Origin of the sequence: Clostridioides sp. ES-S-0190-01, from assembly GCF_020658275.1 — a bacterium.
Taxonomy (GTDB): domain Bacteria; phylum Bacillota; class Clostridia; order Peptostreptococcales; family Peptostreptococcaceae; genus Clostridioides.
This window is the reverse complement of sequence record NZ_JACVWA010000006.1, coordinates 76,588-101,116: the sequence shown is the minus strand read 5'-3', so window position 1 is coordinate 101,116 and position 24,529 is coordinate 76,588. Positions and strand designations below refer to the sequence as shown.

Sequence of the window (24,529 nt, the reverse complement as noted above, 5' to 3'; positions counted from 1 at the left end):
CTTATTTCATAATTTCATATATCTGCTCTATATCTAAATGTTCTCTCAAGAAATCTGCCAATTTATCATACTCTTTATCTTTAAACTCATCAAAAGAACTTACAGTACTTTCTAATTCTTTTAATCCCTTTTTCTTTCTTATATTATTTAAAATTGCTCTTGTAAAATCTATTTCATCAAATATTCCATGAAGATAAGTACCAATTACATTACCTTCTTTATTTACACTTCCTTCAGTATAATTGACTTCTTTATCTAGTTTTTTTGTTATTAAGTCTAAGCTACTTACTTTATTACTGCGATTTGTAATTCCCATATGTATTTCATAGCCTTTTACTTTCTTACCTTTAAGGTTGTTCATATATTCGCCAGTACATTCAATAATGGTGCCTTCTACTTGAGTTGTAGTCTTTTCCTCTTCAAATATTGTTTCTGTATCTAAAAGACCAATGCCATCTACTTCTTCAATTTCACTTTCAACATGATAAGGGTCTTTTAATTTTTTACCTAGCATTTGATACCCACCACATATTCCAAATATCAATTTACCCTGACTATGTAAATTTTTAATTTGTGACTCAAGACCACTTTCTCTTATGTACTTTAAATCATCTATAGTACTTTTAGTTCCAGGTATTATCAATATATCTGGATTTCCTATAGCTTCTCCATAGTCTACATATCTAAGGCTTACATCTTCTTGTGTTTCAAATATATTAAAATCTGTAAAATTTGACATATGTGGAGTTCTAATTATTTCTATATGTATATCATTTTTATCCATTTTTTTCTTAAATCTAGTTGTTACACTATCTTCATCTTCTATTTTTATATCCATATAAGGAACCACACCTAAAACTGGTACTTTTATAATATCTTCAAGCATCTTTAAACCATCTTGTAGGAGTTCCTTTTTCCCTCTAAATTTATTGATTATTACTCCTTTGACTCTTTTTCTCTCATCATCATCTAATAAAAGCATTGTACCTGCTAATGATGCAAATACTCCTCCTCTATCAATATCCCCAACTATTATTACTGGTGCATCTGCTATTTTTGCCATCCCCATATTGGATATATCTCTATCTTTTAAATTTATCTCTGCAGTACTCCCTGCACCTTCCATAACCACAATGTCATACATTGAACTTAAATTATTAAAGGTTTCCTTTAATACATCTACCAATTCTAGCTTATAATCATGATATTCAGATGAATGCATTTCTCCTACAACTTTTCCCCTTACAATCACTTGACTTTTATGATTTCCAGAAGGTTTTAATAAGACTGGATTCATATCTGCTATTGGCTCTATTTTTGACGCTTCTGCTTGAAATACTTGTGCTCTCCCCATTTCTAATCCTTCTTTAGTTATAAAAGAATTTAAAGCCATATTTTGTGACTTAAAAGGAGCAACAGTATGACCATCTTGTTTAAATATTCTACACAATCCTGCTGATAAAATGCTCTTACCTACATTTGATGCAGTTCCCTGTAACATTACTTTTTTACCCACTTTCTCCCCCTCCTTAAAGTTAAATTTTACCTACAAATAAAATAAAAAAAGTCCTAATGCTTCTAAAGCTAGGACTTTTATATATATCAATTAAAAATCTTTCACCCCGAAGACCTCATGTTTTAAATTAAATTAGGCAGGTATCCTGGCTTAACTTCATCCTACTCCTATAACCTTCCCATCAAATTGACAGTGGTATTTATAGTTTCGTTGGTTTCACAGTAGCGGGGGCTGCAAAGGCATCTAACCTTTTTCCCTTTTTACATCTAATTGAGAACCTAATTTTAATCTAATATTCTATTTTTGTTATTAAGTTTATAAGCACATATCGTTTAATGTTTAATTTATATAAAATCAGTAAAATTCATTTTATTTATTACAGTAAATCCATTATCAACTTCCAAAATTGTAATAGATGCATTATCAATTTTAAAGTTCCAATGATATTTATAACTACCAGAAATCAAATGTGTTATTATGTTTCTTATTGTACCTGCATGAGAACATATAAGCATTGCTTTTCTATTTAAATAGTCATCATTTTCTAAAATTATATTGTCAATCTCTTTTGCTACTCTTTCATATGAATCTATCAAACTTTCTCCATTTGGGTATCTATAATTGCTACCTTCTTCTATCATTTTTTCAAATTCTTTTGGATGCTTAACTTTTATTTCTTCAAAAGTTATTCCTTCAAAGTCTCCAAAGCTAATTTCTCTTAGATTTTCTCTTTCTTCTATTTCTATTGATTTCAGATTTGATATTTTCTCTACTGTATCTTTAGTACGTGAAGATGGAGTTGTATAAATCTTATCTATACTTTCACTACTCATATATTTTGTAATTTTATTTATTTGCAATTTACCTTCTTCACTTATATAACTATTTATATGACCTGATAATCTTCCTTTTTCATTATCAATTGTCAATGCATGTCTTATTAATATTAATCTTATCACATTATCACCACTTTTTAGTTTTAAATAAACATAAAAATTAACAAATATATATAAATCAAATATACAAGTTCTGAAAGTTCTATTCCACAACCTAATATATCTCCTGTTACTCCATCAATTTTTTTATAAATATGATTTTTAAACAATGTTATAAATATAAAAACTGCTATAGCTGAGCATAATACTTTAATCAATACTATATTAGGCACTAAAAATATTAATTTAGCAATAATACTAACTATCAATAATGTATATATTATAGCTGTTATTAACATACTTGTAGTCAATTTTCCTATAAATAAATTCCCCATTCCTTTTGCTCTTGGTGTTACCGTTTTATATGTCAATAACATTACTCCTAACCTTGCAATCATTGGCATGAATATTATAACCCATAGTGAATTATTGCTTATAATACTATATACAAATCCAATCTTTAATAAAAGTACAAACATAATTGCTAAAAGCGAATTTGTACCTAATCGAGAGTCTTTCATTATTTCAAGCATTTTCTCTTTGTCTCTATAACTGTATATTGCATCAAATGTATCCCCTAATCCATCTATATGAAGCCCCCCAGTAATCAAAACACCAGCAAGTGTTATTATAGTCGCACATATAAATGGCTGAAACAAAAGTATAGAAACCCATCCTATTAAATAAGTTAATATACCAATAACAAGACCTACAAGTGGGAAATATACTATGGATTTGTAAAATTCATCATCAAATCCTACATCTAATTTTATAGGTATCCTTGTCAAAAACTGTAGTATCAAAATAAATCTTTTCATAGTCACATACTACTCCTTTATTTTCATAGGTATTCCACTAACTACAAAATAAACTTCATTGCTTTTTGATGCTATATATTGATTTATACGACCTACAATATCAGTATATATTCTACTAAGTTTATTTCCAGGAACAATTCCCATACCTAATTCATTTGTCACAAATACAAAATATAGATTTGTTTTTTCTATTTCTTTAATCAGTTTACTAATTTGCTCTTTTATGTACTCTTCCAATTTATTTATTTCTTCTTGAGTAGATTCTTCTATGTTTAAATTATGTGAAAACATTAAATTATTTACTAATAGCGTGACACAGTCTAGTATAACAGTCTCATGTTCTCCACATATATTTTTAATTATAGAATATATATCTTCATATATTTCATATGTCTTCCAACTTTTAGGTCTACTCTCTTGATGCTTTCTTACTCTATCTTTCATCTCATCATCAAATGGAATAGATGTCGCTATGTAGGCTGTATTATTATTCCTATCTAAACACAATTTTTCTGCAAAATTACTCTTTCCTGACCTAGCTCCTCCTGTTACCAGAATAATTTGACTCATCAAAACACTCCTAAATATATTAAATTTTTTATCGACCCATATCTATCTCATCAAAAGTCGCCATATTTTTGTAAGTATAATTTGAAGCTTCCACTATATTGAATGCCAAAGCAGCTCCACTTCCTTCACCTAATCTCATATCCATATTTAGTATAGGGTCTAATTTCAATATATCTAATGCTCTTTTAGTTCCTGATTCTGCTGATAAATGTGATGCTATCATATATTCTCTAGTTTTTGGATTTATTTTATAAGCAATTAAAGCAGCAGCATAAGAAATAAACCCATCTATAACAACTGGGATTCTATTAGCACTACATCCTAATATAACACCTGCCATTGAACCTATTTCAAATCCACCTACTTTAGATAAAATATCTACACCATCAGTTGGATTTGGATTGTTAATTTCAATAGCTTTTCTAATTACATCAGCTTTATGTTTTAATCTTTCTTTTTTAAGACCTGCACCTATTCCTGTCACTTCTGATGGGTCACATCCTGAGATTACAGATATTATTGCAGTACTTGGAGTAGTATTTGCTATTCCCATCTCTCCAATACCAATTACTTTATAATCTCTTTCTATACATTGCTCTGCTATTTCAATTCCTATTTCTAAGCATCTTATAGCCTCTTGTTTACTCATGGCTGGTCCCTTTGCCATATTTGAAGTACCTTTTCTTATCTTATAATCTAATACTCCATCTAATTTTTCATCACAATTTATTCCTACATCTACAGCTACAACATCTGCTCCTACAAATTTACTTATTACCCCAACTCCACATAGCCCTTTTGAGAAATTTGGAAATTGTAACTTTGTTATGTCTTGAGGGTCAGGTGCAACTCCTTCTTCATATACTCCATGGTCTCCAGCAAAAGCAATTATAACTTTTTTAGTTGTATCAAAATTTTCATTACCAAATATCCCTGCTAATTGCATGCAAATATCTTCTATCTTTCCTAAACTTCCAGTTGGATGTATAAGCCTGTCCAACCTCTGTTTTGCTTTTTCAATAGAAGACTTATCTAGAGAATATATATTCCTTGATATACTTTCTAATAAACTCATTTTCTATCCTCCCAATATTATTTTTTAATTATCTTTTTAGATAAAAGATACTCTTATTTTCTAAAAATTTCAACTTTTTCTTTTTATTTTTACATACATATAGAGATTATTCTACATTTTATCTTAATTTCCTTTATTTTACATTTCTAATTTGCATACAATCACATACTTTTTGTAAAAATATAATTAAAAGAACTTTAAGGAGTTGATATTGTGGATGATTTTTCTAAATTAAAAAATTTATATGAAGATGGATATAGATGTATTTATCATAATTGTGTTGATAATAATTATACTATCTATCTTAAGAATTTTTATACGGAAGGTACAGAAACTGTAGAGTTAAGTAGTGAATCAGATTTTTCACAATTTAAAGATTATATAGATGGACTTAGAATGTCTTAATTCTTTGGGAACCCATTAAAATAGGGAGTTTAACAACTCCCTATTTTGAAGTCACAATTTTTTTAATAAGCTTTAAAAGTTCGTCTCGGTTTACTTCTCTTTGTTTTTTTCTGTCTTTATACTCTTGAAAGTTAACAACTTTTGTATTTGGTTTTTCCATAAACTCACTTCCCATTTAACATTATTAACTTATCTTAATATATTTAATTCTATACAATTTATCTATTTCCTTCTATTTATAATACAAAATTTCTTAAATAATCCCAAATTTTCAAAACAAAATTTTCAAAATACACTAAAATCTACCTTTCAAATATAATATCAAATACAATTTAAAACTCATTATACTTTATAGTATAATATACTAACAAAGTATAATAAAGGAGATTTTAAATGAATATATTACAAAATGAAAACTTAATTATTGAATCAAGTAGCTCTGGTGCTGAGCTTACTAGGATATTTTCTAAAAAACATAACAGAAATATTCTTTGGGATGGTAATAAAAAGCATTGGGGTAGACAATCACCTATATTATTCCCTATAGTTGGTAAACTGCTTGATAATGAAACCATAATAGAAGAAAATTTATACAATATGACTCAACATGGATTTGCTAGAGATATGGATTTTGAAATTACAAATAAAAGTGATACATTCATATCTTATAGTTTAAAATCCAACGAATCTACTCTAAAAAAATATCCCTACTCTTTTGAACTGCTTATAAATTATACATTAAATGACAATAGCATAAATATAGAATGGATTGTAAAAAATACTGACTCTAAAGATATATTCTTTTCTATAGGTGGACATCCTGCATTTAATCTTCCTTTTTATGAACAAGATGACTTTTCTAAATACTATCTTGCGTTTAAAGGAAGAAATAATGTGGAAAAAATTAATTTAAATGGTTCTTTTACTGATGATATAACATTTATTGGAGATTTAAAAAAGTTACAATTAAATCCAGAATTATTTAAAAATGATGCTTTAATATACACTAACATAGACGAAGTATCTATATATAATAATAAAGATAGTAAATGCCTAACTATATCTATGAAGAATTTTCCTCTAGTTGGCATTTGGACTCCTTATTATAGCGAAACTAATTCTACTGCTCCATTTTTATGTATAGAACCATGGTATGGTCTCGCTGATAGTATACATTCTAATAAAATTTATAAAGATAAGAAATTTATAAACAAATTAGGTAAAGGAAAAATTTTTACAACTTCTTATAGTATAGACATACATTAGATAAAAAATTTAATTTACATGTATGTGTTTTTACAAAATATTAATGTAATTCAAAATAGAAAATACCTTAAATATTCTTATAATCAGTATAAAACAAATAAGTTTCTATATTACTGAAATGAGAGTAGGTATAGTATTAGAAAATAGTGTTATTAATATTAATATTTCTTAAATCAAAAAAATATTACTGGAATGCTAAATTTCCAGTAATATTTTTATATCTACAAACTTTAAATTCTATTTATTAACCTGCTCTCTAAGCCATTCAGTTGCTACATCCAGTTGCTTTTTCTCATCTTTTTCTTCAATTGTAGGTTTTATCCCTTTTTCATTGATATAATCTCCATTAGGTGTAAAGTATTGAGCAGTAGTTAGCTTGTATCCTGTTCCATCTTTCAATCTTACAACTGACTGTACCAGCCCTTTACCATAAGTCGTAGTACCTACAGAAATACCTTCTTTATTATCAACAATTGCAGCTGTTAATATCTCAGCAGCAGAGGCGCTTTCTCCATTAGTTAAAACTACTATTGGAAGTCCCAATTTTTCTTTATCAGATTTTAAGTATTCTGTATTACCTTTATTGTCTTTAGTATATACTATAGTTCCTTCACCAATTAATTCATCAGCAACTTCTTTACATATATCCAACATTCCTCCAGGATTGTTTCTAAGGTCTATTACTAATCCCTTAATATTCTTTTCTTTCAACCCTTTTAAAGCTTTGTCAAAATCAGTATATGTACTTGATATAAACTGGGTAATTTCTATATATCCTAAATCATTATCAATTACTTTACTTTCTATACTTTTCTCAACTATCTGTTCTGTTTTCAGCTCAAAGCTTAGTTGTTTATCTTCTCTCAATACTACTAACTTTACTTTTTTGCCTTTTTTACCTTTCATCATACTTACAGCTTCATCCGAATTTTTATATGATACAGATTTTCCATTGACTTTTATTAATTTATCTCCTGCTTTTACTCCTGCTTTTTCTGCTGGAGAATCTTTCATAGGAACTACTACTAGACCTCCATCTTTTGATGCTCCTATATACATCCCTACGCCAACATAAGAGCCCTCACTATCTTCTATTAGCTTTTTCATTTCATCTTTAGTGTAATAACCAGAATATTTATCATTTGTTCCTAGGAATAACCCCTTTGATGCTCCATCCACTAAATCTTTATCAGAGACTTTTTTATAAAAATCTTGTTTTATAATAGATTCTAATCCTAACAACTTATCATATTTTTTATAGCCTTCATAGAGTTCTTTTGATATTACAACTTTGTTCCCTAATGTAAGCTGAAATGCCGATGTGGCCATAGCTGTTATAATTACTAAAATCACCCCTAAAAAAATAGCTTTCTTTTTTGAAATCACAAGATACATCTCCTTTTACATAAACTATTATATATTATATGACTAGCTGTTATTTTTATTACATTTACCCAAATATATTGCCTTATTACAATAAACTATACTAAAATTTATATTAGAATATAAATTCTGTTCACATTATAACATATTAAGGGAGGAATATTTTATGAAAAAAGAATTTAGGAAAAAAGTTATTGAGCATAGAAAAAATAAAGGTGCTGATTTTATACTAAATAATTCAAATTTGATAACAGAAAAATTACTTCAAATGGAGGATATAAGAAACGCAACTAACATAATGCTTTATCTAGATTTTAATAACGAAGTTAACACAGGTAATTTAATCAAAAAACTTTTATCTCTAAAGAAAATAGTCTCAAGTCCTATTACAATAAAAGAAAATCATACATTAATTCCTACTCAAATAACAGATTTAGATAATGGACTAAAAATTGGTGCATATGGAATAAGAGAACCTAACGAAAAATCGCCTAAAATTGATATTAAAGCTTTAGATGTTGTAATTGTTCCAGCTGTTGCATATGACATACATTGCTATAGATTGGGATATGGCGGAGGATTTTATGATAGATTTTTAGAGAACTTAAGAAAAGACGCAATAACTATAGGAATAGCATTTGACTTTCAGGTATTCGATTCTATTCCAAAAGAAACTCATGATGCTCAATTAAACTATATAGTTACTGAGACTAGAATTCTTACACCAAATAATTAACACTCTCAATACTATTAATATAACACTCTGTTTAATATTTAATTTTTATCTCATTCAATGAATATTTTAAGTCATGGCTTTTACATCAATAAAGCCTCGAAATGATTTATTTACATTAATAAAAACCATGACTTTATTTTACTATACAAATAAATAGTTATCTAATTACAAATATATTTTTATTTAGTAGAATTTAATTCTATTCTATCTGGAAGTTCACTCATATTTGTTTCAACCACTATGTATGGAAGAGAATCCTCCTTATCCTTATACTTTATCTTAACTCTCAAAACTTCTTTTCCTTCTTCACTTACACTTTCTATGTTATCCATCTCAATACCATATTTATTATTTCCCCTAGTTACTATGATGTATATTTTATTATCAATTTTAGCTGCTAATGCCCTTTCTTCATTCGTGTATTTGTCCATAACGTCAAGTATCTTTTCTGGTATTGAATTCCTTTGCAATACTGTATAATCTATTGGTTTAGTTTTTTCTATAAACATACTTGGTATGAATATAAATCCTCCTATCACAAATATAAGAGCTATGACTCCATAAATTATACCTTTAATATTAAACTTTACATTCAATTTTATCACTCCTCCCATCTATTTAAATATATGATTTATAATTTTGTCTTAGACTTTAAATCATCAATAATAAAATGTTTATTAACAATTGTCTTCAAGTATAAAACAATTAAAAAAGGGATTTTATGACAAATAAATTATAAAATAAAAAAGAGTTATATAAAAACAATTAAATTGTTTTTATATAACTCTTTATTTTACAATTCCAAATTACTTATTTACCATTAACTCCTTCTTGATAGCCAGATGTTTTTGTAATCTGTCTATAAAGAACACAAACCAGTATTATGACGCCCATATATCCGGTATATGGATATAAGATACCAACCAGCTTATCAAATGGTAAGAATCCACCTATAAGACCTAATATAGCTGTTATTAATGTTATTAATTTGAATTTAGGATGATTATCATCTACAAATCTATTAGTTACTGACCATAATAAAGGTACAGCTGTTGTATATATTCCTAATATAAGAACTACTGAGAATAAAACTCCAACTATTGGTGAAATCTTATCAGCTAAGAATAATGAAGGTATTGCTTTTGAATATAAGTTCCCTATATCAGAAAGCATTGCTAAGTTCATCATTATAGCTGCTGCCATAAGTGCTACACCACCTAGTATACCACCACAAACAGCTTCTTTTTTATTAGCAGCACTTGCTCCTAATCCTGTTAAGAACGCCATGACAACGATTGTATTATAAGTAGTATATATTACACCAGATAGGTATGCGTTTGGAACTGGCTTAGTTACCTCTACAGTACTAAGAATCTCTCCTGCTTGAGATAAGTTACCTATATTACTGCTCAAACTTATAGCTCCAACTAAAAGTGTAAAGATTATTATTATAGGTCCTATTCCACCTAGTATCTTTGATAATTTATCAAGACCTAATGAAACAGTTAATAATGCTACTACTGCCATACCTATTCTACCTACAAATGGATTTAATCCATAGTATTCAGTTAAAGTTGCTCCTGCTCCTGAAATCATTACTACGAAAACACCAAATAAGAATAAAGGTCCAAACCACTCAAAGAATATTCCTAAATACTTACCACAATAAACACGATAAATTTTGATAGGTTCCTTAAGTTGAAGTTCTTTACCTTTTGACATTACTGAAGCACCCATCCATGAGAATAATACCATTGAAATTATCCCACCAATAATACCTGCAAACCCATAAAAAGTGAAGAATTGCATTATTTCTTGTCCTGTTGCAAATCCAGAACCGATTACTGTTGCTACATAAGCTCCTGCGAAACTGATGACCGTTTTAACATTTACTTTTTCTGACATATCTCAGTTACCTCCCCACGTGAAATTTTTTCATCTGCTTAATTACTTCGATAAACTACTTACAATTTCCTTTAACATAAAATCCATGATAACTGTTTTAAAACTTTTTGTATTTTGTATAATAACTTAAAACTTATAGCATATTTTTTATACAGTATACCTCCCTTCATACAATTCTTTAAATTCTTTTTATCTAAGTAGTTATTATATGTATAAAACTAATTTCCCTATAAACTATATATTAGTCATATTTTTCTGAATAGTCAATATATATTTGAATATTTTCTCTATTTTTGTAAAAATTTGAATATTTGGTTAGGTTTTTGATAAATTGATATAGTGTATAAAAAAGAGAGATACAAATTCATATAATGCTTTATATCTCTCTTTTACACATATTATATTGTTAACAAACATGCATAATTTATATTTCTTACATTCTTTTTGCAAGAATAGCTTCTTTTACAGCTTTTACTATGTCATCACAAGTTAATTCATATTTTTTTAACAATTCGTTTGGAGCACCAGATTCTCCAAAAGAATCCTTAATCCCAACTTTTTTTACAATAGTTGGATAAGATTCTCCAACTGTCTCACTTACAGCAGAACCTAATCCTCCAATTATACTATGTTCTTCTACAGTTACAATGGCATTAGTTTCTTTTGCTGATTTTAATATTAAATCCTTATCTATAGGTTTTATTGTTGACATATTTATGACTCTAGCACTAATACCTTCTTCTTGCAATTTTTCTTGTGCTAATATAGCATCATTCACCATAATCCCACAAGCTATAATCGTGACATCATTGCCATCTCTTAGTACTACACCTTTTCCTATTTCAAAGTGATAATCCTCATCAAATAAAACTGGAACTGAACTTCTTCCTAGTCTAACATAAACAGGTCCATTGTATTTAGCTATTTCAAAAATCATCTTCTCTGTCTCTACTCCATCAGCTGGAACAAGAACTGTCATATTTGGTATAGCTCTCATTATTGCAATATCCTCTACACTTTCATGAGATGCTCCATCTTCTCCAACAGTAAGTCCTGCATGAGTAGCACAAATTTTTACATTTAATTTTGGATAACAAACTGAATTTCTTATAATCTCAAATGCTCTTCCTGTAGCAAACATAGCAAAAGTACTAGCAAAAGGTATTTTTCCAGCAGTTGATAACCCACAAGCAGCACCTACTAGATTTTGTTCGGCTATACCCATATTAAAAAATCTATCTGGAAATGCTTCATAAAAATCATGTGTCTTTGTAGACTTTGATAAATCTGCATCTAATACTACAACATTGTCATTTATTTGTCCTAATTTTACCAAGGCTTTACCATATGCTTCTCTTGTTGCCATTTTATTCATTGTCAGCACCTCCTAATTCAAGTAAGGCTTGTTCTAGTTCTGCATCATTTGGAGCTGTCCCATGCCATCCTGCTTGATTTTCCATAAAAGATATTCCTTTACCCTTTATAGTCTTTGCAACTATCATTGTAGGCTTTTTAACTGTTGATTTAGCTATATCAAGAGCAGCAAATATTTGGTCAAAATCATGACCATCTATTTCAATTACATTCCATCCAAAAGCCTTAAATTTATCAACTATTGAACCTAAGTTCATTACACTTTCTATGTTTCCATCTATCTGAAGTCCATTATTGTCTAAAAAAGCAATTAAATTATCAAGTTTATAATGTGCTGCACTCATAGCAGCTTCCCAAACAATACCTTCTTGAACTTCTCCATCACCAAGTAAAGTGTACACATTCCATGGTGCATTATCTAATTTTGATGCCATAGCCATCCCACATGCAGCCGAGAAACCTTGACCTAAGGAACCTGTAGATATCTCCACACCAGGTGTTCCTTTCATATCTGGATGCCCTTGTAACATTCTTCCTATTTTCCTCAGCCCATTTAATTCTTCCTTATCAAAATAACCTTTTTCAGCCAATGTTGCATATAATGCTGGTGCAGCATGTCCTTTTGATAATACAAATCTATCTCTATCCTCCATTTTAGGATTTGAAGAATCCACATTCATTTCATCAAAGTATAACGCAGTAAGTATTTCAACTACTGATAATGACCCTCCTGGATGTCCAGATTTGGCTCTATGTATCATAGAAACTATATCTCTTCTTATGATACGCGCAATCTCATTTAATCCTTTATGGTCTCTCATGTAATTACCTCCCTTGAGTTTGTAATTTTTATATCAATTCCATATTATTATATCACTTTTATGCTATTTTTTTTCGTTATTTTTGATTTTATTAGCTTAGGCACTAAAATTAAACTCTATGAAATATTTTTAAAGAAAAAAGGGATTGTCTAACAAAAGACAAATCCCTCTTTAAAAAGTAAACAATCCTAAACTTATTTGAAGTCCATCATCTACTTTTATCATCATATTTTCATCTAGACAACCAATTTTTTCCCTCAGCCTCTTTTTATCAATAGTTCTGATTTGTTCTAAAAGAATCACTGAGTCTTTATTAAGCCCATATTCATTGGAACTTATCTCTACATGAGTAGGTAATTTGGCTTTATTAATCTGAGATGTTATAGCTGATACTATAACTGTAGGACTATATTTATTACCTACATCATTTTGTATTATCAGAACAGGCCTAACTCCTCCCTGTTCTGAACCAACAACTGGACTTAAATCAGCGTAATATAAATCACCACGCTTTATTTCACAATTAGTACTCACCTTGGGCAATCTTCCCTTCATTTTTATCATCAGAAGATACTTCGTCAACTGTCATACCTAGTTCAGCTAATGACAGATTAATTTGACCCATTTCTCTATAACCCGTTTTCATAGATTCTTTAATATGAATTCTCTTTTTCTGAGTTATATAGAACTGAAAAGCAGCTTTTGCAAAATCTTCTCTGTTACTGTTCTCCATCTGAACAATACTATCAACTTCAGAAATCAGAGAGTCTGGTAAAGTAACTTCTATTTTTTCTTTACTCTTATCGTACACAAAATCGCCTCCCAGATTATAATATCATGGTTTTATTTTAGCAAATAACTGTTTATTTGTACAAGCTCATTATTTTCCATATAAACACGGTCAACTCTTCTTGATATCATGCATAACACTTCATAGTTTATAGTTCCTAAGTCTTTGGCTATACGTTCAGCTGTAACTTCACCTTCTCCAAATAGTATAACCTCATCTCCAACTTTTATGTCTACATCTTTGTCAATTCTAACCATTATTTGATCCATACAAATTCTACCAACTACATCAAATACTTCTCCTTTAATAATAACTTTTGGATTCTTTTGAATTCTAGTAAATCCATCTGCATATCCTATTGGAATTGTAGCTATTGTTTCCATACTAGTAGTTGTATATTTTAGTCCATAACTTATTCCTATACCTGGTTCAACTTGTTTTATATGTCCGATTTTTGATTTTAATTTCATGGCTGGTTTTAGTTCTAGTCTTTCTTTAAATACATCATCAGATGGATAATGACCATATAATATTATTCCTGCTCTTACCATATTTAATCTTAAATCAGGGCAATCCATAATAGCTGCACTATTTGATACATGCTTTATAGCTATTTCTACACCAGCTTCATCTAACTTATCAGACATAAATTTATAATTATTAGCTTGTTTATAAGTGTACTCTTTACTTACTTCATCAGCTGTAGCAAAATGAGTAAACATACCTTCTAAATTTATATATTCTAATTTATTTAATTTTACTATATCCTGAACTGACTCTTCATTAGGTTGGAAACCTATTCTAGTCATTCCTGAGTCTATTTTAATGTGAACACAGGCTTTTTCTCCTAAAGATTTTGCAATTTCGTTTATCTTTTGTGCTGTTTCTAAAGAATAAACTGTCATAGTTATTTTATTTTTTATAGAATCTTCAAAAGCTTCATCTGGAGTATATCCTAAGTTCAAAATAGGAAGTGTTATACCATTTTGTCTAAGTTCAATTCCTTCAGCAGTTCTTGCTACTGCTAAATAATCTACTTTTTCCTTTTGTAATAATTTTGCAACTTCTACTGCACCATGTCCATATGCATCAGCTTTTATTACTCCACAAACCTTAATATCTTCTTCTAATAAATTTTTAATATTTTTTAAGTTAAATCTTAAGTTATCTAGATTTATCTCTGCCCATGTAGGCACTGTTATTTTTTGCATTTCTTTAGTCCCCCTTAGTTTCTGTATTCAAAATCTCTGTATTTTACTGTAAATCTTGGCACTCCTTCATTATCTAACACTTCCATCTTTTCAGGGTTCTTTGTGTCAGCATTTACATATAATACTTGCTTATTAAAATATTTATTATCCCCAGGAATAAAAGTCTCTAAAACCAAATTTCCTTTGGATAACTTTATTTTCATCTCTTCGTTTTGAAGATAATTTTTTATAAAGTCTCCTATAAAAAGATATTGATTATTTTTTCCTGTATTAGGCAATTCCACTATATCACTGATATTTGGATTTTTAACTAATATTTTATCACCTTGATACTCTATACTTTTTCCCTTTAAGTGTTTTGGGGAAATTACTTCTAATTTATAGTTATCAGTTTTTTTATAAGTATGAATTAAAACATAATTGTGTGGGCTCTTATTTCCAACTACTTCTACTTCAGCTTTACAACTGTAAGAATTCATATCAGAAATCTGCTTTTGAAAGTCTTTGTATACTTCTTCTTTTGTGGACTGTCGTTTTTGGCATCCTATTACAATTATAACCAGTGCCAAGAACATAATACATACTATAGTCCACTTTTTTCTCACATCACACCTCCTACTTCAGTTTATTCATTATATAAAGCTTTTATTATATCATATCTACAGATTATACCTTTAATTTTATTGTCATCATCTACTACAGGAACTCTGTTTATTGATTTTTTAATCATTATATTAGCCACATCATCGAACTTATCATCTTCATGAACTTTTATTATGTCTTTAGACATCAGTTCTCCGACTTTATACGCTGCTACTTGCTTTATGTCTTTTTCTACCTTTTTTAAATCATCTAAAAAAATCAGCCCTTGTAATAAATTTATATAGAGAGGTGCTTCTATATATTTTTCTTTTTTAAGAATGTCTGTCTCAGAAATTATTCCAACAACTTTATTTTCTGAATCTACAACTGGCAATCCTCCTATTTTCTCTGCAATTAGCATATTAGCTACATCTGCTATACTATCATCTTGTTTTGCTACTATTACATCTGTTGTCATTATTTCTTTTGCTGTTTTATCCATCATAGTGTAATCACTCCTTAGTCCTTAATTATAGTTATCGCATTTGCTATAGCATAATCTTTTGAATGTGATATTGAAACTTTTATTTCTAAAACATTATAATCTATGCACATTTTTGCCAGATTATTATAAGTTTTTACTATTGGTTTTCCCATTTCATTTCTGAGAACCTCTATATCTTTAAAGTTAAACATTCTGATTCCTGTACCCATAGATTTACTTATAGCTTCCTTAGCCGCAAAATTACCGGCTATACTTTCTGCCTTAAAATTTTTAGAATTAAAATATTCAATTTCTTTATCTGTAAACATTTTCTCTAAAAACCGATTATTTTTTTCTACAGCTTTTTTTATTCTGTCAATTTCAACTATGTCTACTCCAATATCAAATATATCCATTTTTCCTCCAGAAAATTTATAATAGCTCTTTTCATTTAATAATGAATTTATAAATTTACTATTGATAATACCTATTATTGTTTAGTTTATGTTACTTATCCCAATTTAATAATCATTATAATAAAATTGTAACTTTTAAAATTATTTATAATAAATAACCTATGTAAATCTATTATATTATTTATTATACTACACAACTAAGCAAATTTTTTAAATTTTATAAAAATTTTATATAGATTCCTTATATGAATATTTTTTCACTTCTATATAATCTATCTAAACTTTCTTTATCTTATTAATTACAACATAATTTTGCAGTAAATTCAAACATTTTGTGAATTTATTGTCAGTACATTTTCTGCATACTTTACACTCTATTTGTTATTATTTTATTAACACCAAAACATAAAAAAGTCACTTTGACCAAAAATATTTTTAGTAAAAATGACTTTTCATGTTTTATATTAAGTTATTAAATCCATTCAGCAGATTCTGTCAATATAACGGTTTTATTTTGATCTACATTAACAAATCCTTCTGATATTTTTGCTTCTTTAAAATTTCCATCTTTTTTTATCTTCAAAGTCCCTACAGGTATGCCTGAAACAAATGGTATATGACCTTTCAATACCCCTTTGTCTCCCTTTGTAGTTCTAACTACTATCATTTCAACTTCTCCATCATAAAATGTATCATTTGGAGTTACAACTTTCAATGAAAATTCACTAGCCATGACTACATACTTCCCTTCGCTTTTTTAACAGCATCTTCTATTGTACCTACAAACAGGAATGCTGACTCTGGTAAGTCATCATGTTTACCTTCAAGTATCTCTTTGAATCCTCTTACAGTTTCTTTAACAGGAACATATTGACCTGGATTTCCTGTAAATTGCTCTGCAACTGTAAACGATTGAGATAAGAATCTTTGTATTTTTCTAGCACGTGCAACTATTAACTTATCTTCATCAGACAATTCATCCATACCAAGTATGGCAATTATATCTTGTAGTTCTTTATATCTTTGAAGTATTGATTGAACTCCTCTGGCTACTTCATAATGTTCTTTTCCTACTATACTAGGGTCAAGAATTCTTGATGTAGATTCAAGAGGGTCAACCGCTGGATATATACCAAGTGATGATATTTGTCTAGATAAAACTGTTTTTGCATCTAAGTGAGAGAATGTTGTAGCTGGTGCTGGGTCAGTTAAGTCATCTGCTGGTACATATACTGCTTGAACAGATGTTATTGAACCTTTCTTAGTTGACGTTATCCTCTCTTGAAGTGCACCCATTTCAGTAGCTAATGTTGGTTGGTAACCAACAGCTGATGGCATACGTCCTAGAAGTGCTGAAACTTCTGAACCAGCTTGTGTGAAACGGAATATATTATCAACGAAAAGTAAGACGTCTTGTCCTTGCTCATCTCTAAAATGTTCTGCCATTGTAAGTCCAGTTAAAGCAACTCTCATTCTTGCTCCAGGTGGCTCGTTCATCTGACCAAATACTAGAGCTGTCTTATTTATAACTCCAGACTCACTCATTTCTCCATAAAGGTCATTACCTTCTCTTGTTCTTTCTCCTACTCCTGAGAATACAGAAATACCACCATGTTGCTTAGCAATATTGTTTATAAGTTCTTGTATTAAAACTGTTTTTCCTACTCCTGCTCCTCCAAATAGACCTATTTTTCCACCTTTCAGATATGGTGCCAGCAAATCAACTACCTTAATACCTGTTTCTAGTATTTCAGCTGTAGTTTCTAGTTCGTCATATGCTGGTGCTGGTCTATGTATAGGTAACTTAGGCGCAGACTTTGGAGCTGGTTTTCCATCAACTGGTTTTCCAAGAACATTGAATATTCTACCTAAAGTTTCATCTCCAACAGGAACACTTATTGGTCCTCCTGTATCTACAACTTCCATACCTCTTACAAGTCCATCTGTTGCACTCATAGAGATACATCTTACTGTATCATCACCTATATGTTGAGCAACTTCTGCAACTATTTCTTTATCTCCTAACTTTATTACTAACGCATTTAATAAGTTAGGTAGGCTTTGTTCATTATCAAACTTAACATCTAGTACAGCTCCTACAATCTGTACTATTTCACCTACATTTGCCATTTCCTAACCTCCCTATTTTAGAGCTTCAACTCCACCAACTATCTCTGTTATTTCTTGAGTTACAGCTGACTGTCTTGCTCTGTTATAACTTAACTCTAAATTAGATAGCATTTCATTCGCATTATCTGTGGCTGATTCCATCGCAGTTCTTCTAGCTCCTTGCTCTGATGCAAAAGATTCTAAAATCCCACCATATATTGTACCTGATACAAACTGAGGCACAATATAACTTAAGACTGCTTCTGCTGATGGTATATATTGTACTTTCGATTTATTTTGTTTTTCTTCTTTTATTACAATTCCATGGTCATCTGTATCTTTTTCAAACACCAATGGAAGCAATTTTAAAACTTCAACTTCTTGTAATAACGCTGATTTAAACTTTGTATAAGCTATATAAACTTCATCTACTTCACCTTTTTTATACAGGTCAATAACAGTTTGTGAAATTTCTATCGCTTCTTCATATCCACAAGCTTCAACACTATTTATATCTTTTGCTATATTGTAATTTCTCTTAGAAAAAAACTCGTGTGCCTTCTTTCCTACTGTGATAACTGTTTCTTTTTTTCCTTCCATGTGAGATACAGATTCCTTTAATACATTGGAATTGTATCCACCTGCAAGACCTCTATCTCCAGCTACCACTATATAGCATTTATTTTTTACTTCTCTTACTTTTAAAAATTCATTTCTAACTCCACGTGTTGTTTGGGCAATATCTTTTACTGTATCGTACAAAGTATTAAAGTATTCTCTTGAATCTTCAGCTTTTTCTTTTGCTTTTCTAAGCTTAGAAGATGCAACAAGTTCCATTGCTTTAGTTATTTGTTTTGTACTTTCAACACTCCCCATACGTGTTTTAATCGCTTTAATTCCAGCTCCTGCCAATTAATTTACCTCCTTTTTTAAAAAGGATTATACTTCAACAACAAACTTTTCTTTAAATTCATTTATTGCATCTGTTAAATCATGAGTGAAGTCTTCTCCATCTAATATTTTTCTTGATATTTCTGGATAATTATTATCTACAAATGCATACAATTCTGATTCAAATCTAGCTATATTATCTATTGGAATATCTTCCAAGTGATTATTTATAACAGCGTATATTATCATAACTTGATTTTCAACTTTTATTGGTTGATGCTCACCTTGTTTTAATATCTCAACGATTCTTTCACCTTGAGCAAGTCTCTTTTTAGTATCTTCATCTAAGTCAGAACCAAATTGTGAGAATGCTGCAAGCTCTCTATATTGTGAATATGCAAGTTTCAATGTACCTGCAACTTTTTTCATTGCCTTAATTTGCGCAGAACCACCAACCCTCGATACTGATATACCAGGGTCAACTGCTGGTCTTACACCTGAATAGAATAATTCTGGTTGTAAGTATATTTGACCGTCTGTTATAGATATAACATTTGTTGGTATATACGCAGAAACGTCTCCAGCTTGAGTTTCTATTATAGGTAAGGCAGTCATTGAGCCTCCTCCTAATTCATCAGATAACTTAGCTGCTCTTTCAAGTAATCTTGAATGTAAGTAGAATACATCTCCAGGATATGCCTCACGTCCTGGTGGTCTTCTAAGTAATAATGACATTTCTCTATATGCAACGGCTTGTTTACTTAAATCATCATATACTATAAGCACATGTTTTCCATTGTACATAAATTCTTCACCCATAGCTGCTCCAGCGTATGGTGCTATATATTGAAGTGGCGCTGATTCAGATGCTGTTGCTGAAACTACTATTGTATAGTCTAAAGCTCCACCTTTTTCTAATGAGCTAACTAATTGAGCTATAGTAGAACGTTTTTGCCCAATTGCTACATATATACAGATAACATCTTTTCCTTTTTGATTTAATATAGTGTCGACAACTATAGATGTTTTACCAGTTTGTCTGTCACCTATTATTAACTCTCTCTGACCTCTACCAATTGGTATCATTGAATCTATTGATTTTATACCTGTTTGTAATGGCTCATAAACAGATCTTCTATCTATTATACCAGGTGCTTCAGATTCAACTGGTCTAGTTTTTGTACAAGCTATAGGTCCTTTTCCATCTATTGGCTGACCTAGAGAATTTACAACTCTACCTATTAAGGCTTCTCCAACTGGAACTTCAACTATTCTTCCAGTTCTCTTAACTATATCGCCTTCTTTTATTCCACTGTCATCTCCAAGTATAACAGCTCCAACTACTTCTTCTTCTAAGTTAAGTGCCATACCATATACTTCACCTGGGAACTCTAGTAACTCACCAGACATAGCTTTTTCTAATCCATATACACTAGCTATACCATCCCCAACGGTTAAAACACTACCTGTATCTGTCAATTCAACTTTATTCTCATAATTCTTTATTTGCTGTTTAATTATAGAACTTATTTCTTCAGGTTTTAAGTTCATGGGTTCACCGCCATTCTTAAGATATTACTTCAGATAGCTTTTCTTTCATCTTATCTAGACGAGTTTTTACAGTGCCATCTATCTGCTCATTTCCAAGTCTAACTAGAACTCCCCCTAGTATAGTCTTGTCAACTACATTTTCTATAGTAACATTTTTGTTGTATTTGTTTGAAAGTTTAACTTCAAGTTCTTTAATATCTGTTTCACTCATTGGAATCGCACTTATTGCGACACCATCAATTATATTATTTTTCTTATTTAATAAGTCTTTATAAGCTAACTCTATGTCTTCCAAAAACGCTATTCTATCTTTATCTACCAAAACTTTTAAGAAATTTTTTATGTTAGAGCTTACTTCCTTATCAAAAATGATTTCTACCAAGTTTTTCTTTTCTGATTTTGAAACTAATGGTGATTTTAAAACTTTGTAGAAATCTTTGCTAACTTTAGTCATCATATCTACTACTTTTTCTAATTCTTTAAATAATATATCAGTTGAATTTTCTTCTTCTCCTAATTGAAACAGGGCTTCGGCATATCTATTTGCTACTACGTTTATCATTTAGCCTCCCCTACCTCTTTTATAAAGTTTTCTATCAATTCTTCATGTTTAGATTTATCTAAATCTTTTTCAATAACTTTAGATGCTGCAAGTAGTGCTATATTTGATATATCACTCTTAATTTCATTCATAACCTTTTGTTTTTCTTGTTCTATATCTTTGCTTGCTTTATCTTTTATATTAAGAGCATCTTGTTTTGCAGTACTTATTATGTCATCTGATTTTTTCTCTGCTCTTATAGTTGCTTGTTTTATGATTTCTTGACCTTCGTCTTTAGCAAAATTGATTTTTGACTCATATTCTTTTTTTAGTGCCAATCCTTCGTTTTTTGCTTTTTCGCCTTCTGCTAAGTCATTTTTAATATCATTTTCTCTTGATTGGATTATATTTAAAACTGGCTTAAATAAAAGCTTTCTTAGAAGTAAAAATATTATAAAAGTATTAACAATTTGGAATACAAATTCCCATGTTATACCTACTAGTGCTTTCTCCATAATTATCCTCCTTTCCATAAATCATAACTACTTATAATCACGAGATGATAAAATTCATCTCATGATTATAAGTTTGAGATGATTTATCTATAAAACCTATCTCAAAATATTTAAGGACTAAATCTACATTCCTAAGTATTTGAAGAATGGATTTACGAATAGAAGTATTATTGATACAACCAAGCCATATATTGCTGAAGACTCTGCTATAGCAACACCTAGTAATAAAGTTGAAGTTATATCACCTTTAGCTTCTGGTTGATTTCCTACTGCTTCTGCTGCCTTACCTGCTGCTACACCTTGACCAATTCCTGCACCTATACCTGTTGCAACTGCTATTCCTGCTCCTATTGCTGATGCTGCCGCTACTATTGCTGTTTCCATAATTATTTCCTCCTTAAAATTTAAAAATTTAAATTGTTTTTTATTTTTTATCTTAATATAAGTTGATTTCTTAATCTAATTCCCCTGCACTTGATATAAACACCATTGTTAACATTATAAATATATATGCTTGTAACAATCCTGCAAATAAATCGAAGTACAAGTGTAATGGTACTGGTATTAGTATCTGTCCAATTGGTATTGATAATCCTGGTATTAGACTAGATATAAAACCTAAAAGTTGATAAAATAGACCCATTATAATTGTTCCACCTAAGATATTTCCAAATGGACGGAAACTTAATGATATTGGTCTAGCTAACTCACCTATAATGTTAATTGGTAACATTATGGCAAGTGGTTGAGCCAATTCTTTAAAGTATGATACTCCTTTAAATTTAACTCCTGCAAAATAAATCATAAAAAATGTAATCATTGCCCATGCAGCAGTTGTATCTAGGTCGGTTGTTGGTGATCTTAATCCAAGTAATGGGCTTAAATTTGAGCACGCGAAAAATAAAAACAAACTTCCTATGTATGGTATCATATATGGCATTCTTTTTACTGTGTTTTTACCCATAACATTTGTAACCATTTTAGCAAGACCACCTATTGCAAATTCCAAAAATATTTGAACTTTACTGGTTGGAACTTTTTTCAAATTTCTAGTTAAAAAATAAGATGCTATCGCTAAAAAGGCCATTATTCCCCAACTCACTAGTATTGTTTCACTAATTTTAAAGTTTCCTATGAGATAATAATGCGCTTGACTCATACTTACGCCTCCTTCCTCTTTAATTTATTTATAAAGTTTTTTGATAATATGACAAACTTTGTACTCAATAATCCTAGTGCTGTTCCGATTATATTTAAATGTGGAACCTTAGCTGAAGCAAATAGAACAACTGCCATTATAAATAGCCTAATGGTATATTGTGCTGATGCATAAGCTTGTGCTTTTCCAGCTGGCAATGACACTGTTTTTTCTAGTGAGATTGCTAATAATCTAAAATTTAACATAGCTATTATAGAGCCAAATATAAGTCCTAAAAATACTGGCTTACTTAATGTTGATGTTATCAACATTAGCACAATTAAAATTACATCAAATATTACTATACCCTTTGTTACTGACCTTACTTGGTTAAGTAATTTTATATCCAATATATCACTTCCTTCGTGTATATACTATCAGAGTTTTATAAACACCACTAAAAGCACCTCCAACCCCTAACAGTAAAAATATTATTGTTAGAACTGGACTTGTATTTAATTTACTATCTAAAAATTTTCCTAAGAAAGTACATCCTAATATTGATATTACAATCATCAATCCTATTTGACTTATTAAACTAAACAGCTTTGCAATTTCCATATGTGTATTTTTTTTACTCATAAATAGTATCCCTCATTATTACAAAATAAATAACATGTAATTAATCTATATCATAAATTTATTTAATTATAAAATATATCTTACTACTAATCTGATTATTTTTCAAACACTTTCTTTTAATCATTTCATGAGCATGTATTTCAGTGTCAAATTTTATCGTTTATTGTCATTCTAAAATTATTCACTAAAAATTTATCTACTAGAATTTTATAAGTTCTATTCCTGCTTCTTCTAACAATTCTGTAGACATATCATCTGGATAATCGCCTTCATAAACAATTTTCAATATCCCTGCATTTATGCACATTTTTGCACACAAAACACAAGGTCTTGTAGTAACATATAAAGTTGCTCCAGCTACACTAATACCATTATGGGCAGCCTGTATTATAGCATTTTGCTCAGCATGCAATGCCCTACACAGTTCATGTCTTTCTCCTGAAGGAATATTTAGTTCCTGTCTTTTGCACCCAATATTTTCACAATGTTCAAGATTTCTTGGGGAACCATTATATCCAGTTGTTAGAATTTGTTTATCTCTTACAATAACAGCTCCTACTTGTCTCCTAATACAAGTTGAACGCTTTTTTACCACTTCTGCAATTTCCATAAAGTATTCATCCCATGATGGTCTCATAATTTACTTTTCTCCTCTTTGTTTATGTACTGGTCTCATATATATTTATTAGATTTCTTCCTAAATAAATACTTATTTTTATATTATATACACATGTCAATTGAATGTCCAATAAAAAAAGAGCATTTTTACCATTTAAATTTTAAATACCCTTTATATGCTCTCCTTAATCTATTAAATTTATTATATCACCTTAATGAAATATTAATAGTCTTATT

30 protein-coding genes and 1 riboswitch are annotated in these 24,529 nt (G+C 29.7%); of the genes, 3 read left to right on the top strand and 27 right to left on the bottom strand.

The window, feature by feature from the left end:
• Nucleotide 1: 1 nt before the first annotated feature.
• The 5 genes from IC214_RS01400 to cobT form a co-directional block, all read right to left on the bottom strand.
• Nucleotides 2-1,516, bottom strand: coding sequence for a cobyric acid synthase (locus IC214_RS01400; protein WP_227866146.1), 1,515 nt, complete (start codon nucleotides 1,514-1,516; stop codon nucleotides 2-4).
• 117 nt (nucleotides 1,517-1,633) lie between these two features.
• Nucleotides 1,634-1,813, bottom strand: a riboswitch (cobalamin riboswitch).
• A 47-nt stretch (nucleotides 1,814-1,860) separates the two neighbouring features.
• Nucleotides 1,861-2,475, bottom strand: coding sequence for a histidine phosphatase family protein (locus tag IC214_RS01395; RefSeq protein WP_227866145.1), 615 nt, complete (start codon nucleotides 2,473-2,475; stop codon nucleotides 1,861-1,863).
• A gap of 20 nt (nucleotides 2,476-2,495) precedes the next feature.
• Nucleotides 2,496-3,269 (bottom strand): adenosylcobinamide-GDP ribazoletransferase, encoded by a 774-nt coding sequence (gene cobS / locus IC214_RS01390; RefSeq protein ID WP_227866144.1) that lies wholly within the window; start codon nucleotides 3,267-3,269, stop codon nucleotides 2,496-2,498.
• A gap of 9 nt (nucleotides 3,270-3,278) precedes the next feature.
• The gene (cobU, locus tag IC214_RS01385) at nucleotides 3,279-3,839 is read right to left on the bottom strand and encodes a bifunctional adenosylcobinamide kinase/adenosylcobinamide-phosphate guanylyltransferase (RefSeq protein WP_227436174.1); all 561 of its coding nucleotides are present in this window, start codon (nucleotides 3,837-3,839) and stop codon (nucleotides 3,279-3,281) included.
• 28 nt (nucleotides 3,840-3,867) lie between these two features.
• The gene (gene cobT / locus IC214_RS01380; RefSeq protein ID WP_227436176.1) at nucleotides 3,868-4,914 is read right to left on the bottom strand and encodes a nicotinate-nucleotide--dimethylbenzimidazole phosphoribosyltransferase; all 1,047 of its coding nucleotides are present in this window, start codon (nucleotides 4,912-4,914) and stop codon (nucleotides 3,868-3,870) included.
• A gap of 213 nt (nucleotides 4,915-5,127) precedes the next feature.
• Between cobT and IC214_RS01375 the strand changes: the two genes are divergently transcribed.
• A complete protein-coding gene (locus IC214_RS01375; RefSeq protein WP_227436177.1) occupies nucleotides 5,128-5,319 on the top strand; it encodes a hypothetical protein in 192 nt (63 codons plus the stop codon).
• 393 nt (nucleotides 5,320-5,712) lie between these two features.
• The gene (locus IC214_RS01370; RefSeq protein WP_227483589.1) at nucleotides 5,713-6,585 is read left to right on the top strand and encodes an aldose 1-epimerase family protein; all 873 of its coding nucleotides are present in this window, start codon (nucleotides 5,713-5,715) and stop codon (nucleotides 6,583-6,585) included.
• Nucleotides 6,586-6,822: 237 nt separating this feature from the next.
• On the opposite strand, the gene IC214_RS01365 is transcribed toward IC214_RS01370, so the two are convergent.
• The gene (locus tag IC214_RS01365; protein WP_227436200.1) at nucleotides 6,823-7,980 is read right to left on the bottom strand and encodes a S41 family peptidase; all 1,158 of its coding nucleotides are present in this window, start codon (nucleotides 7,978-7,980) and stop codon (nucleotides 6,823-6,825) included.
• Between the two features lie 154 nt (nucleotides 7,981-8,134).
• Between IC214_RS01365 and IC214_RS01360 the strand changes: the two genes are divergently transcribed.
• Complete coding sequence (locus tag IC214_RS01360) at nucleotides 8,135-8,704, top strand: 5-formyltetrahydrofolate cyclo-ligase (protein ID WP_227836406.1); 570 nt, start codon at nucleotides 8,135-8,137, stop codon at nucleotides 8,702-8,704.
• Between the two features lie 179 nt (nucleotides 8,705-8,883).
• Here the strand turns inward: IC214_RS01360 and IC214_RS01355 are convergent, their stop codons facing one another.
• From IC214_RS01355 to IC214_RS01255, 21 genes are all read right to left on the bottom strand, one after another.
• Nucleotides 8,884-9,300, bottom strand: a complete 417-nt coding sequence (locus IC214_RS01355; RefSeq protein WP_255613098.1) for a hypothetical protein — start codon at nucleotides 9,298-9,300, stop codon at nucleotides 8,884-8,886.
• Nucleotides 9,301-9,514: 214 nt separating this feature from the next.
• Complete coding sequence (locus IC214_RS01350) at nucleotides 9,515-10,609, bottom strand: hypothetical protein (RefSeq protein ID WP_227436206.1); 1,095 nt, start codon at nucleotides 10,607-10,609, stop codon at nucleotides 9,515-9,517.
• A gap of 433 nt (nucleotides 10,610-11,042) precedes the next feature.
• Entirely contained in the window at nucleotides 11,043-11,984 is a 942-nt protein-coding gene (locus IC214_RS01345) for a transketolase family protein (RefSeq protein WP_227436210.1), read from the bottom strand.
• Entirely contained in the window at nucleotides 11,977-12,804 is an 828-nt protein-coding gene (locus IC214_RS01340) for a transketolase (protein WP_227436212.1), read from the bottom strand. Before IC214_RS01340 ends, IC214_RS01345 begins: the two co-directional genes overlap by 8 nt.
• 171 nt (nucleotides 12,805-12,975) lie before the next feature.
• Entirely contained in the window at nucleotides 12,976-13,359 is a 384-nt protein-coding gene (locus tag IC214_RS01335; RefSeq protein ID WP_003421356.1) for a type II toxin-antitoxin system PemK/MazF family toxin, read from the bottom strand.
• Nucleotides 13,328-13,615 (bottom strand): antitoxin, encoded by a 288-nt coding sequence (locus IC214_RS01330; protein ID WP_227436214.1) that lies wholly within the window; start codon nucleotides 13,613-13,615, stop codon nucleotides 13,328-13,330. Before IC214_RS01330 ends, IC214_RS01335 begins: the two co-directional genes overlap by 32 nt.
• Nucleotides 13,616-13,647: 32 nt before the next feature.
• Nucleotides 13,648-14,805 (bottom strand): alanine racemase, encoded by a 1,158-nt coding sequence (gene alr / locus IC214_RS01325; RefSeq protein WP_227436215.1) that lies wholly within the window; start codon nucleotides 14,803-14,805, stop codon nucleotides 13,648-13,650.
• Between the two features lie 14 nt (nucleotides 14,806-14,819).
• Nucleotides 14,820-15,410, bottom strand: coding sequence for a germination lipoprotein GerS (gerS, locus tag IC214_RS01320; RefSeq protein ID WP_227436217.1), 591 nt, complete (start codon nucleotides 15,408-15,410; stop codon nucleotides 14,820-14,822).
• 20 nt (nucleotides 15,411-15,430) lie between these two features.
• Nucleotides 15,431-15,892 carry a CBS domain-containing protein gene (locus tag IC214_RS01315; RefSeq protein ID WP_227436219.1) on the bottom strand — a complete coding sequence of 154 codons (462 nt, stop codon included), beginning with the start codon at nucleotides 15,890-15,892 and terminating at the stop codon, nucleotides 15,431-15,433.
• A gap of 14 nt (nucleotides 15,893-15,906) precedes the next feature.
• Nucleotides 15,907-16,287: a holo-ACP synthase gene (gene acpS, locus IC214_RS01310; protein WP_227436228.1), complete on the bottom strand. Its 381-nt coding sequence runs from the start codon at nucleotides 16,285-16,287 to the stop codon at nucleotides 15,907-15,909.
• A 472-nt stretch (nucleotides 16,288-16,759) separates the two neighbouring features.
• Nucleotides 16,760-17,020 (bottom strand): ATP synthase F1 subunit epsilon, encoded by a 261-nt coding sequence (gene atpC / locus IC214_RS01305; RefSeq protein ID WP_227436229.1) that lies wholly within the window; start codon nucleotides 17,018-17,020, stop codon nucleotides 16,760-16,762.
• A gap of 2 nt (nucleotides 17,021-17,022) precedes the next feature.
• Nucleotides 17,023-18,417, bottom strand: coding sequence for a F0F1 ATP synthase subunit beta (gene atpD, locus IC214_RS01300; RefSeq protein ID WP_227436232.1), 1,395 nt, complete (start codon nucleotides 18,415-18,417; stop codon nucleotides 17,023-17,025).
• 12 nt (nucleotides 18,418-18,429) lie between these two features.
• Nucleotides 18,430-19,308, bottom strand: coding sequence for an ATP synthase F1 subunit gamma (gene atpG, locus IC214_RS01295; RefSeq protein ID WP_227436233.1), 879 nt, complete (start codon nucleotides 19,306-19,308; stop codon nucleotides 18,430-18,432).
• A 27-nt stretch (nucleotides 19,309-19,335) separates the two neighbouring features.
• On the bottom strand, nucleotides 19,336-20,838 hold the full coding sequence (gene atpA / locus IC214_RS01290; protein WP_227436234.1) for a F0F1 ATP synthase subunit alpha: 1,503 nt from the start codon (nucleotides 20,836-20,838) through the stop codon (nucleotides 19,336-19,338).
• A 16-nt stretch (nucleotides 20,839-20,854) separates the two neighbouring features.
• Nucleotides 20,855-21,400, bottom strand: a complete 546-nt coding sequence (locus tag IC214_RS01285) for a F0F1 ATP synthase subunit delta (protein WP_227436235.1) — start codon at nucleotides 21,398-21,400, stop codon at nucleotides 20,855-20,857.
• Nucleotides 21,397-21,894, bottom strand: a complete 498-nt coding sequence (gene atpF / locus IC214_RS01280) for a F0F1 ATP synthase subunit B (RefSeq protein WP_227436237.1) — start codon at nucleotides 21,892-21,894, stop codon at nucleotides 21,397-21,399. Before atpF ends, IC214_RS01285 begins: the two co-directional genes overlap by 4 nt.
• Nucleotides 21,895-22,017: 123 nt before the next feature.
• Nucleotides 22,018-22,278 carry an ATP synthase F0 subunit C gene (atpE, locus tag IC214_RS01275; RefSeq protein WP_021386434.1) on the bottom strand — a complete coding sequence of 87 codons (261 nt, stop codon included), beginning with the start codon at nucleotides 22,276-22,278 and terminating at the stop codon, nucleotides 22,018-22,020.
• Nucleotides 22,279-22,348: 70 nt separating this feature from the next.
• Complete coding sequence (locus tag IC214_RS01270) at nucleotides 22,349-23,053, bottom strand: F0F1 ATP synthase subunit A (protein ID WP_227436239.1); 705 nt, start codon at nucleotides 23,051-23,053, stop codon at nucleotides 22,349-22,351.
• 2 nt (nucleotides 23,054-23,055) lie between these two features.
• A complete protein-coding gene (locus IC214_RS01265; protein WP_227436241.1) occupies nucleotides 23,056-23,442 on the bottom strand; it encodes an ATP synthase subunit I in 387 nt (128 codons plus the stop codon).
• Between the two features lie 4 nt (nucleotides 23,443-23,446).
• Nucleotides 23,447-23,674: an AtpZ/AtpI family protein gene (locus tag IC214_RS01260; protein ID WP_227436243.1), complete on the bottom strand. Its 228-nt coding sequence runs from the start codon at nucleotides 23,672-23,674 to the stop codon at nucleotides 23,447-23,449.
• 199 nt (nucleotides 23,675-23,873) lie between these two features.
• A complete protein-coding gene (locus IC214_RS01255; protein ID WP_227436245.1) occupies nucleotides 23,874-24,311 on the bottom strand; it encodes a deoxycytidylate deaminase in 438 nt (145 codons plus the stop codon).
• Between the last annotated feature and the right edge of the window lie 218 nt (nucleotides 24,312-24,529).

What these genes read in the sequence shown, in the direction of transcription:
- atpE (WP_021386434.1), bottom strand. Translation starts at nt 22,278, where the DNA reads ATGGAAACAGCAATAGTAGCGGCAGCATCAGCAATAGGAGCAGGAATA.
- alr (WP_227436215.1), bottom strand. Translation starts at nt 14,805, where the DNA reads ATGCAAAAAATAACAGTGCCTACATGGGCAGAGATAAATCTAGATAAC.
- atpC (WP_227436229.1), bottom strand. Translation starts at nt 17,020, where the DNA reads ATGGCTAGTGAATTTTCATTGAAAGTTGTAACTCCAAATGATACATTT.
- cobT (WP_227436176.1), bottom strand. Translation starts at nt 4,914, where the DNA reads ATGAGTTTATTAGAAAGTATATCAAGGAATATATATTCTCTAGATAAG.
- IC214_RS01270 (WP_227436239.1), bottom strand. Translation starts at nt 23,053, where the DNA reads ATGAGTCAAGCGCATTATTATCTCATAGGAAACTTTAAAATTAGTGAA.
- atpD (WP_227436232.1), bottom strand. Translation starts at nt 18,417, where the DNA reads ATGGCAAATGTAGGTGAAATAGTACAGATTGTAGGAGCTGTACTAGAT.
- atpA (WP_227436234.1), bottom strand. Translation starts at nt 20,838, where the DNA reads ATGAACTTAAAACCTGAAGAAATAAGTTCTATAATTAAACAGCAAATA.
- cobS (WP_227866144.1), bottom strand. Translation starts at nt 3,269, where the DNA reads ATGAAAAGATTTATTTTGATACTACAGTTTTTGACAAGGATACCTATA.
- atpF (WP_227436237.1), bottom strand. Translation starts at nt 21,894, where the DNA reads ATGGAGAAAGCACTAGTAGGTATAACATGGGAATTTGTATTCCAAATT.
- IC214_RS01345 (WP_227436210.1), bottom strand. Translation starts at nt 11,984, where the DNA reads ATGAATAAAATGGCAACAAGAGAAGCATATGGTAAAGCCTTGGTAAAA.
- IC214_RS01365 (WP_227436200.1), bottom strand. Translation starts at nt 7,980, where the DNA reads ATGTATCTTGTGATTTCAAAAAAGAAAGCTATTTTTTTAGGGGTGATT.
- IC214_RS01370 (WP_227483589.1), top strand. Translation starts at nt 5,713, where the DNA reads ATGAATATATTACAAAATGAAAACTTAATTATTGAATCAAGTAGCTCT.
- IC214_RS01335 (WP_003421356.1), bottom strand. Translation starts at nt 13,359, where the DNA reads ATGAAGGGAAGATTGCCCAAGGTGAGTACTAATTGTGAAATAAAGCGT.
- acpS (WP_227436228.1), bottom strand. Translation starts at nt 16,287, where the DNA reads ATGGATATATTTGATATTGGAGTAGACATAGTTGAAATTGACAGAATA.
- IC214_RS01255 (WP_227436245.1), bottom strand. Translation starts at nt 24,311, where the DNA reads ATGAGACCATCATGGGATGAATACTTTATGGAAATTGCAGAAGTGGTA.
- IC214_RS01285 (WP_227436235.1), bottom strand. Translation starts at nt 21,400, where the DNA reads ATGATAAACGTAGTAGCAAATAGATATGCCGAAGCCCTGTTTCAATTA.
- cobU (WP_227436174.1), bottom strand. Translation starts at nt 3,839, where the DNA reads ATGAGTCAAATTATTCTGGTAACAGGAGGAGCTAGGTCAGGAAAGAGT.
- IC214_RS01360 (WP_227836406.1), top strand. Translation starts at nt 8,135, where the DNA reads ATGAAAAAAGAATTTAGGAAAAAAGTTATTGAGCATAGAAAAAATAAA.
- IC214_RS01340 (WP_227436212.1), bottom strand. Translation starts at nt 12,804, where the DNA reads ATGAGAGACCATAAAGGATTAAATGAGATTGCGCGTATCATAAGAAGA.
- IC214_RS01260 (WP_227436243.1), bottom strand. Translation starts at nt 23,674, where the DNA reads ATGAGTAAAAAAAATACACATATGGAAATTGCAAAGCTGTTTAGTTTA.
- IC214_RS01315 (WP_227436219.1), bottom strand. Translation starts at nt 15,892, where the DNA reads ATGATGGATAAAACAGCAAAAGAAATAATGACAACAGATGTAATAGTA.
- IC214_RS01350 (WP_227436206.1), bottom strand. Translation starts at nt 10,609, where the DNA reads ATGTCAGAAAAAGTAAATGTTAAAACGGTCATCAGTTTCGCAGGAGCT.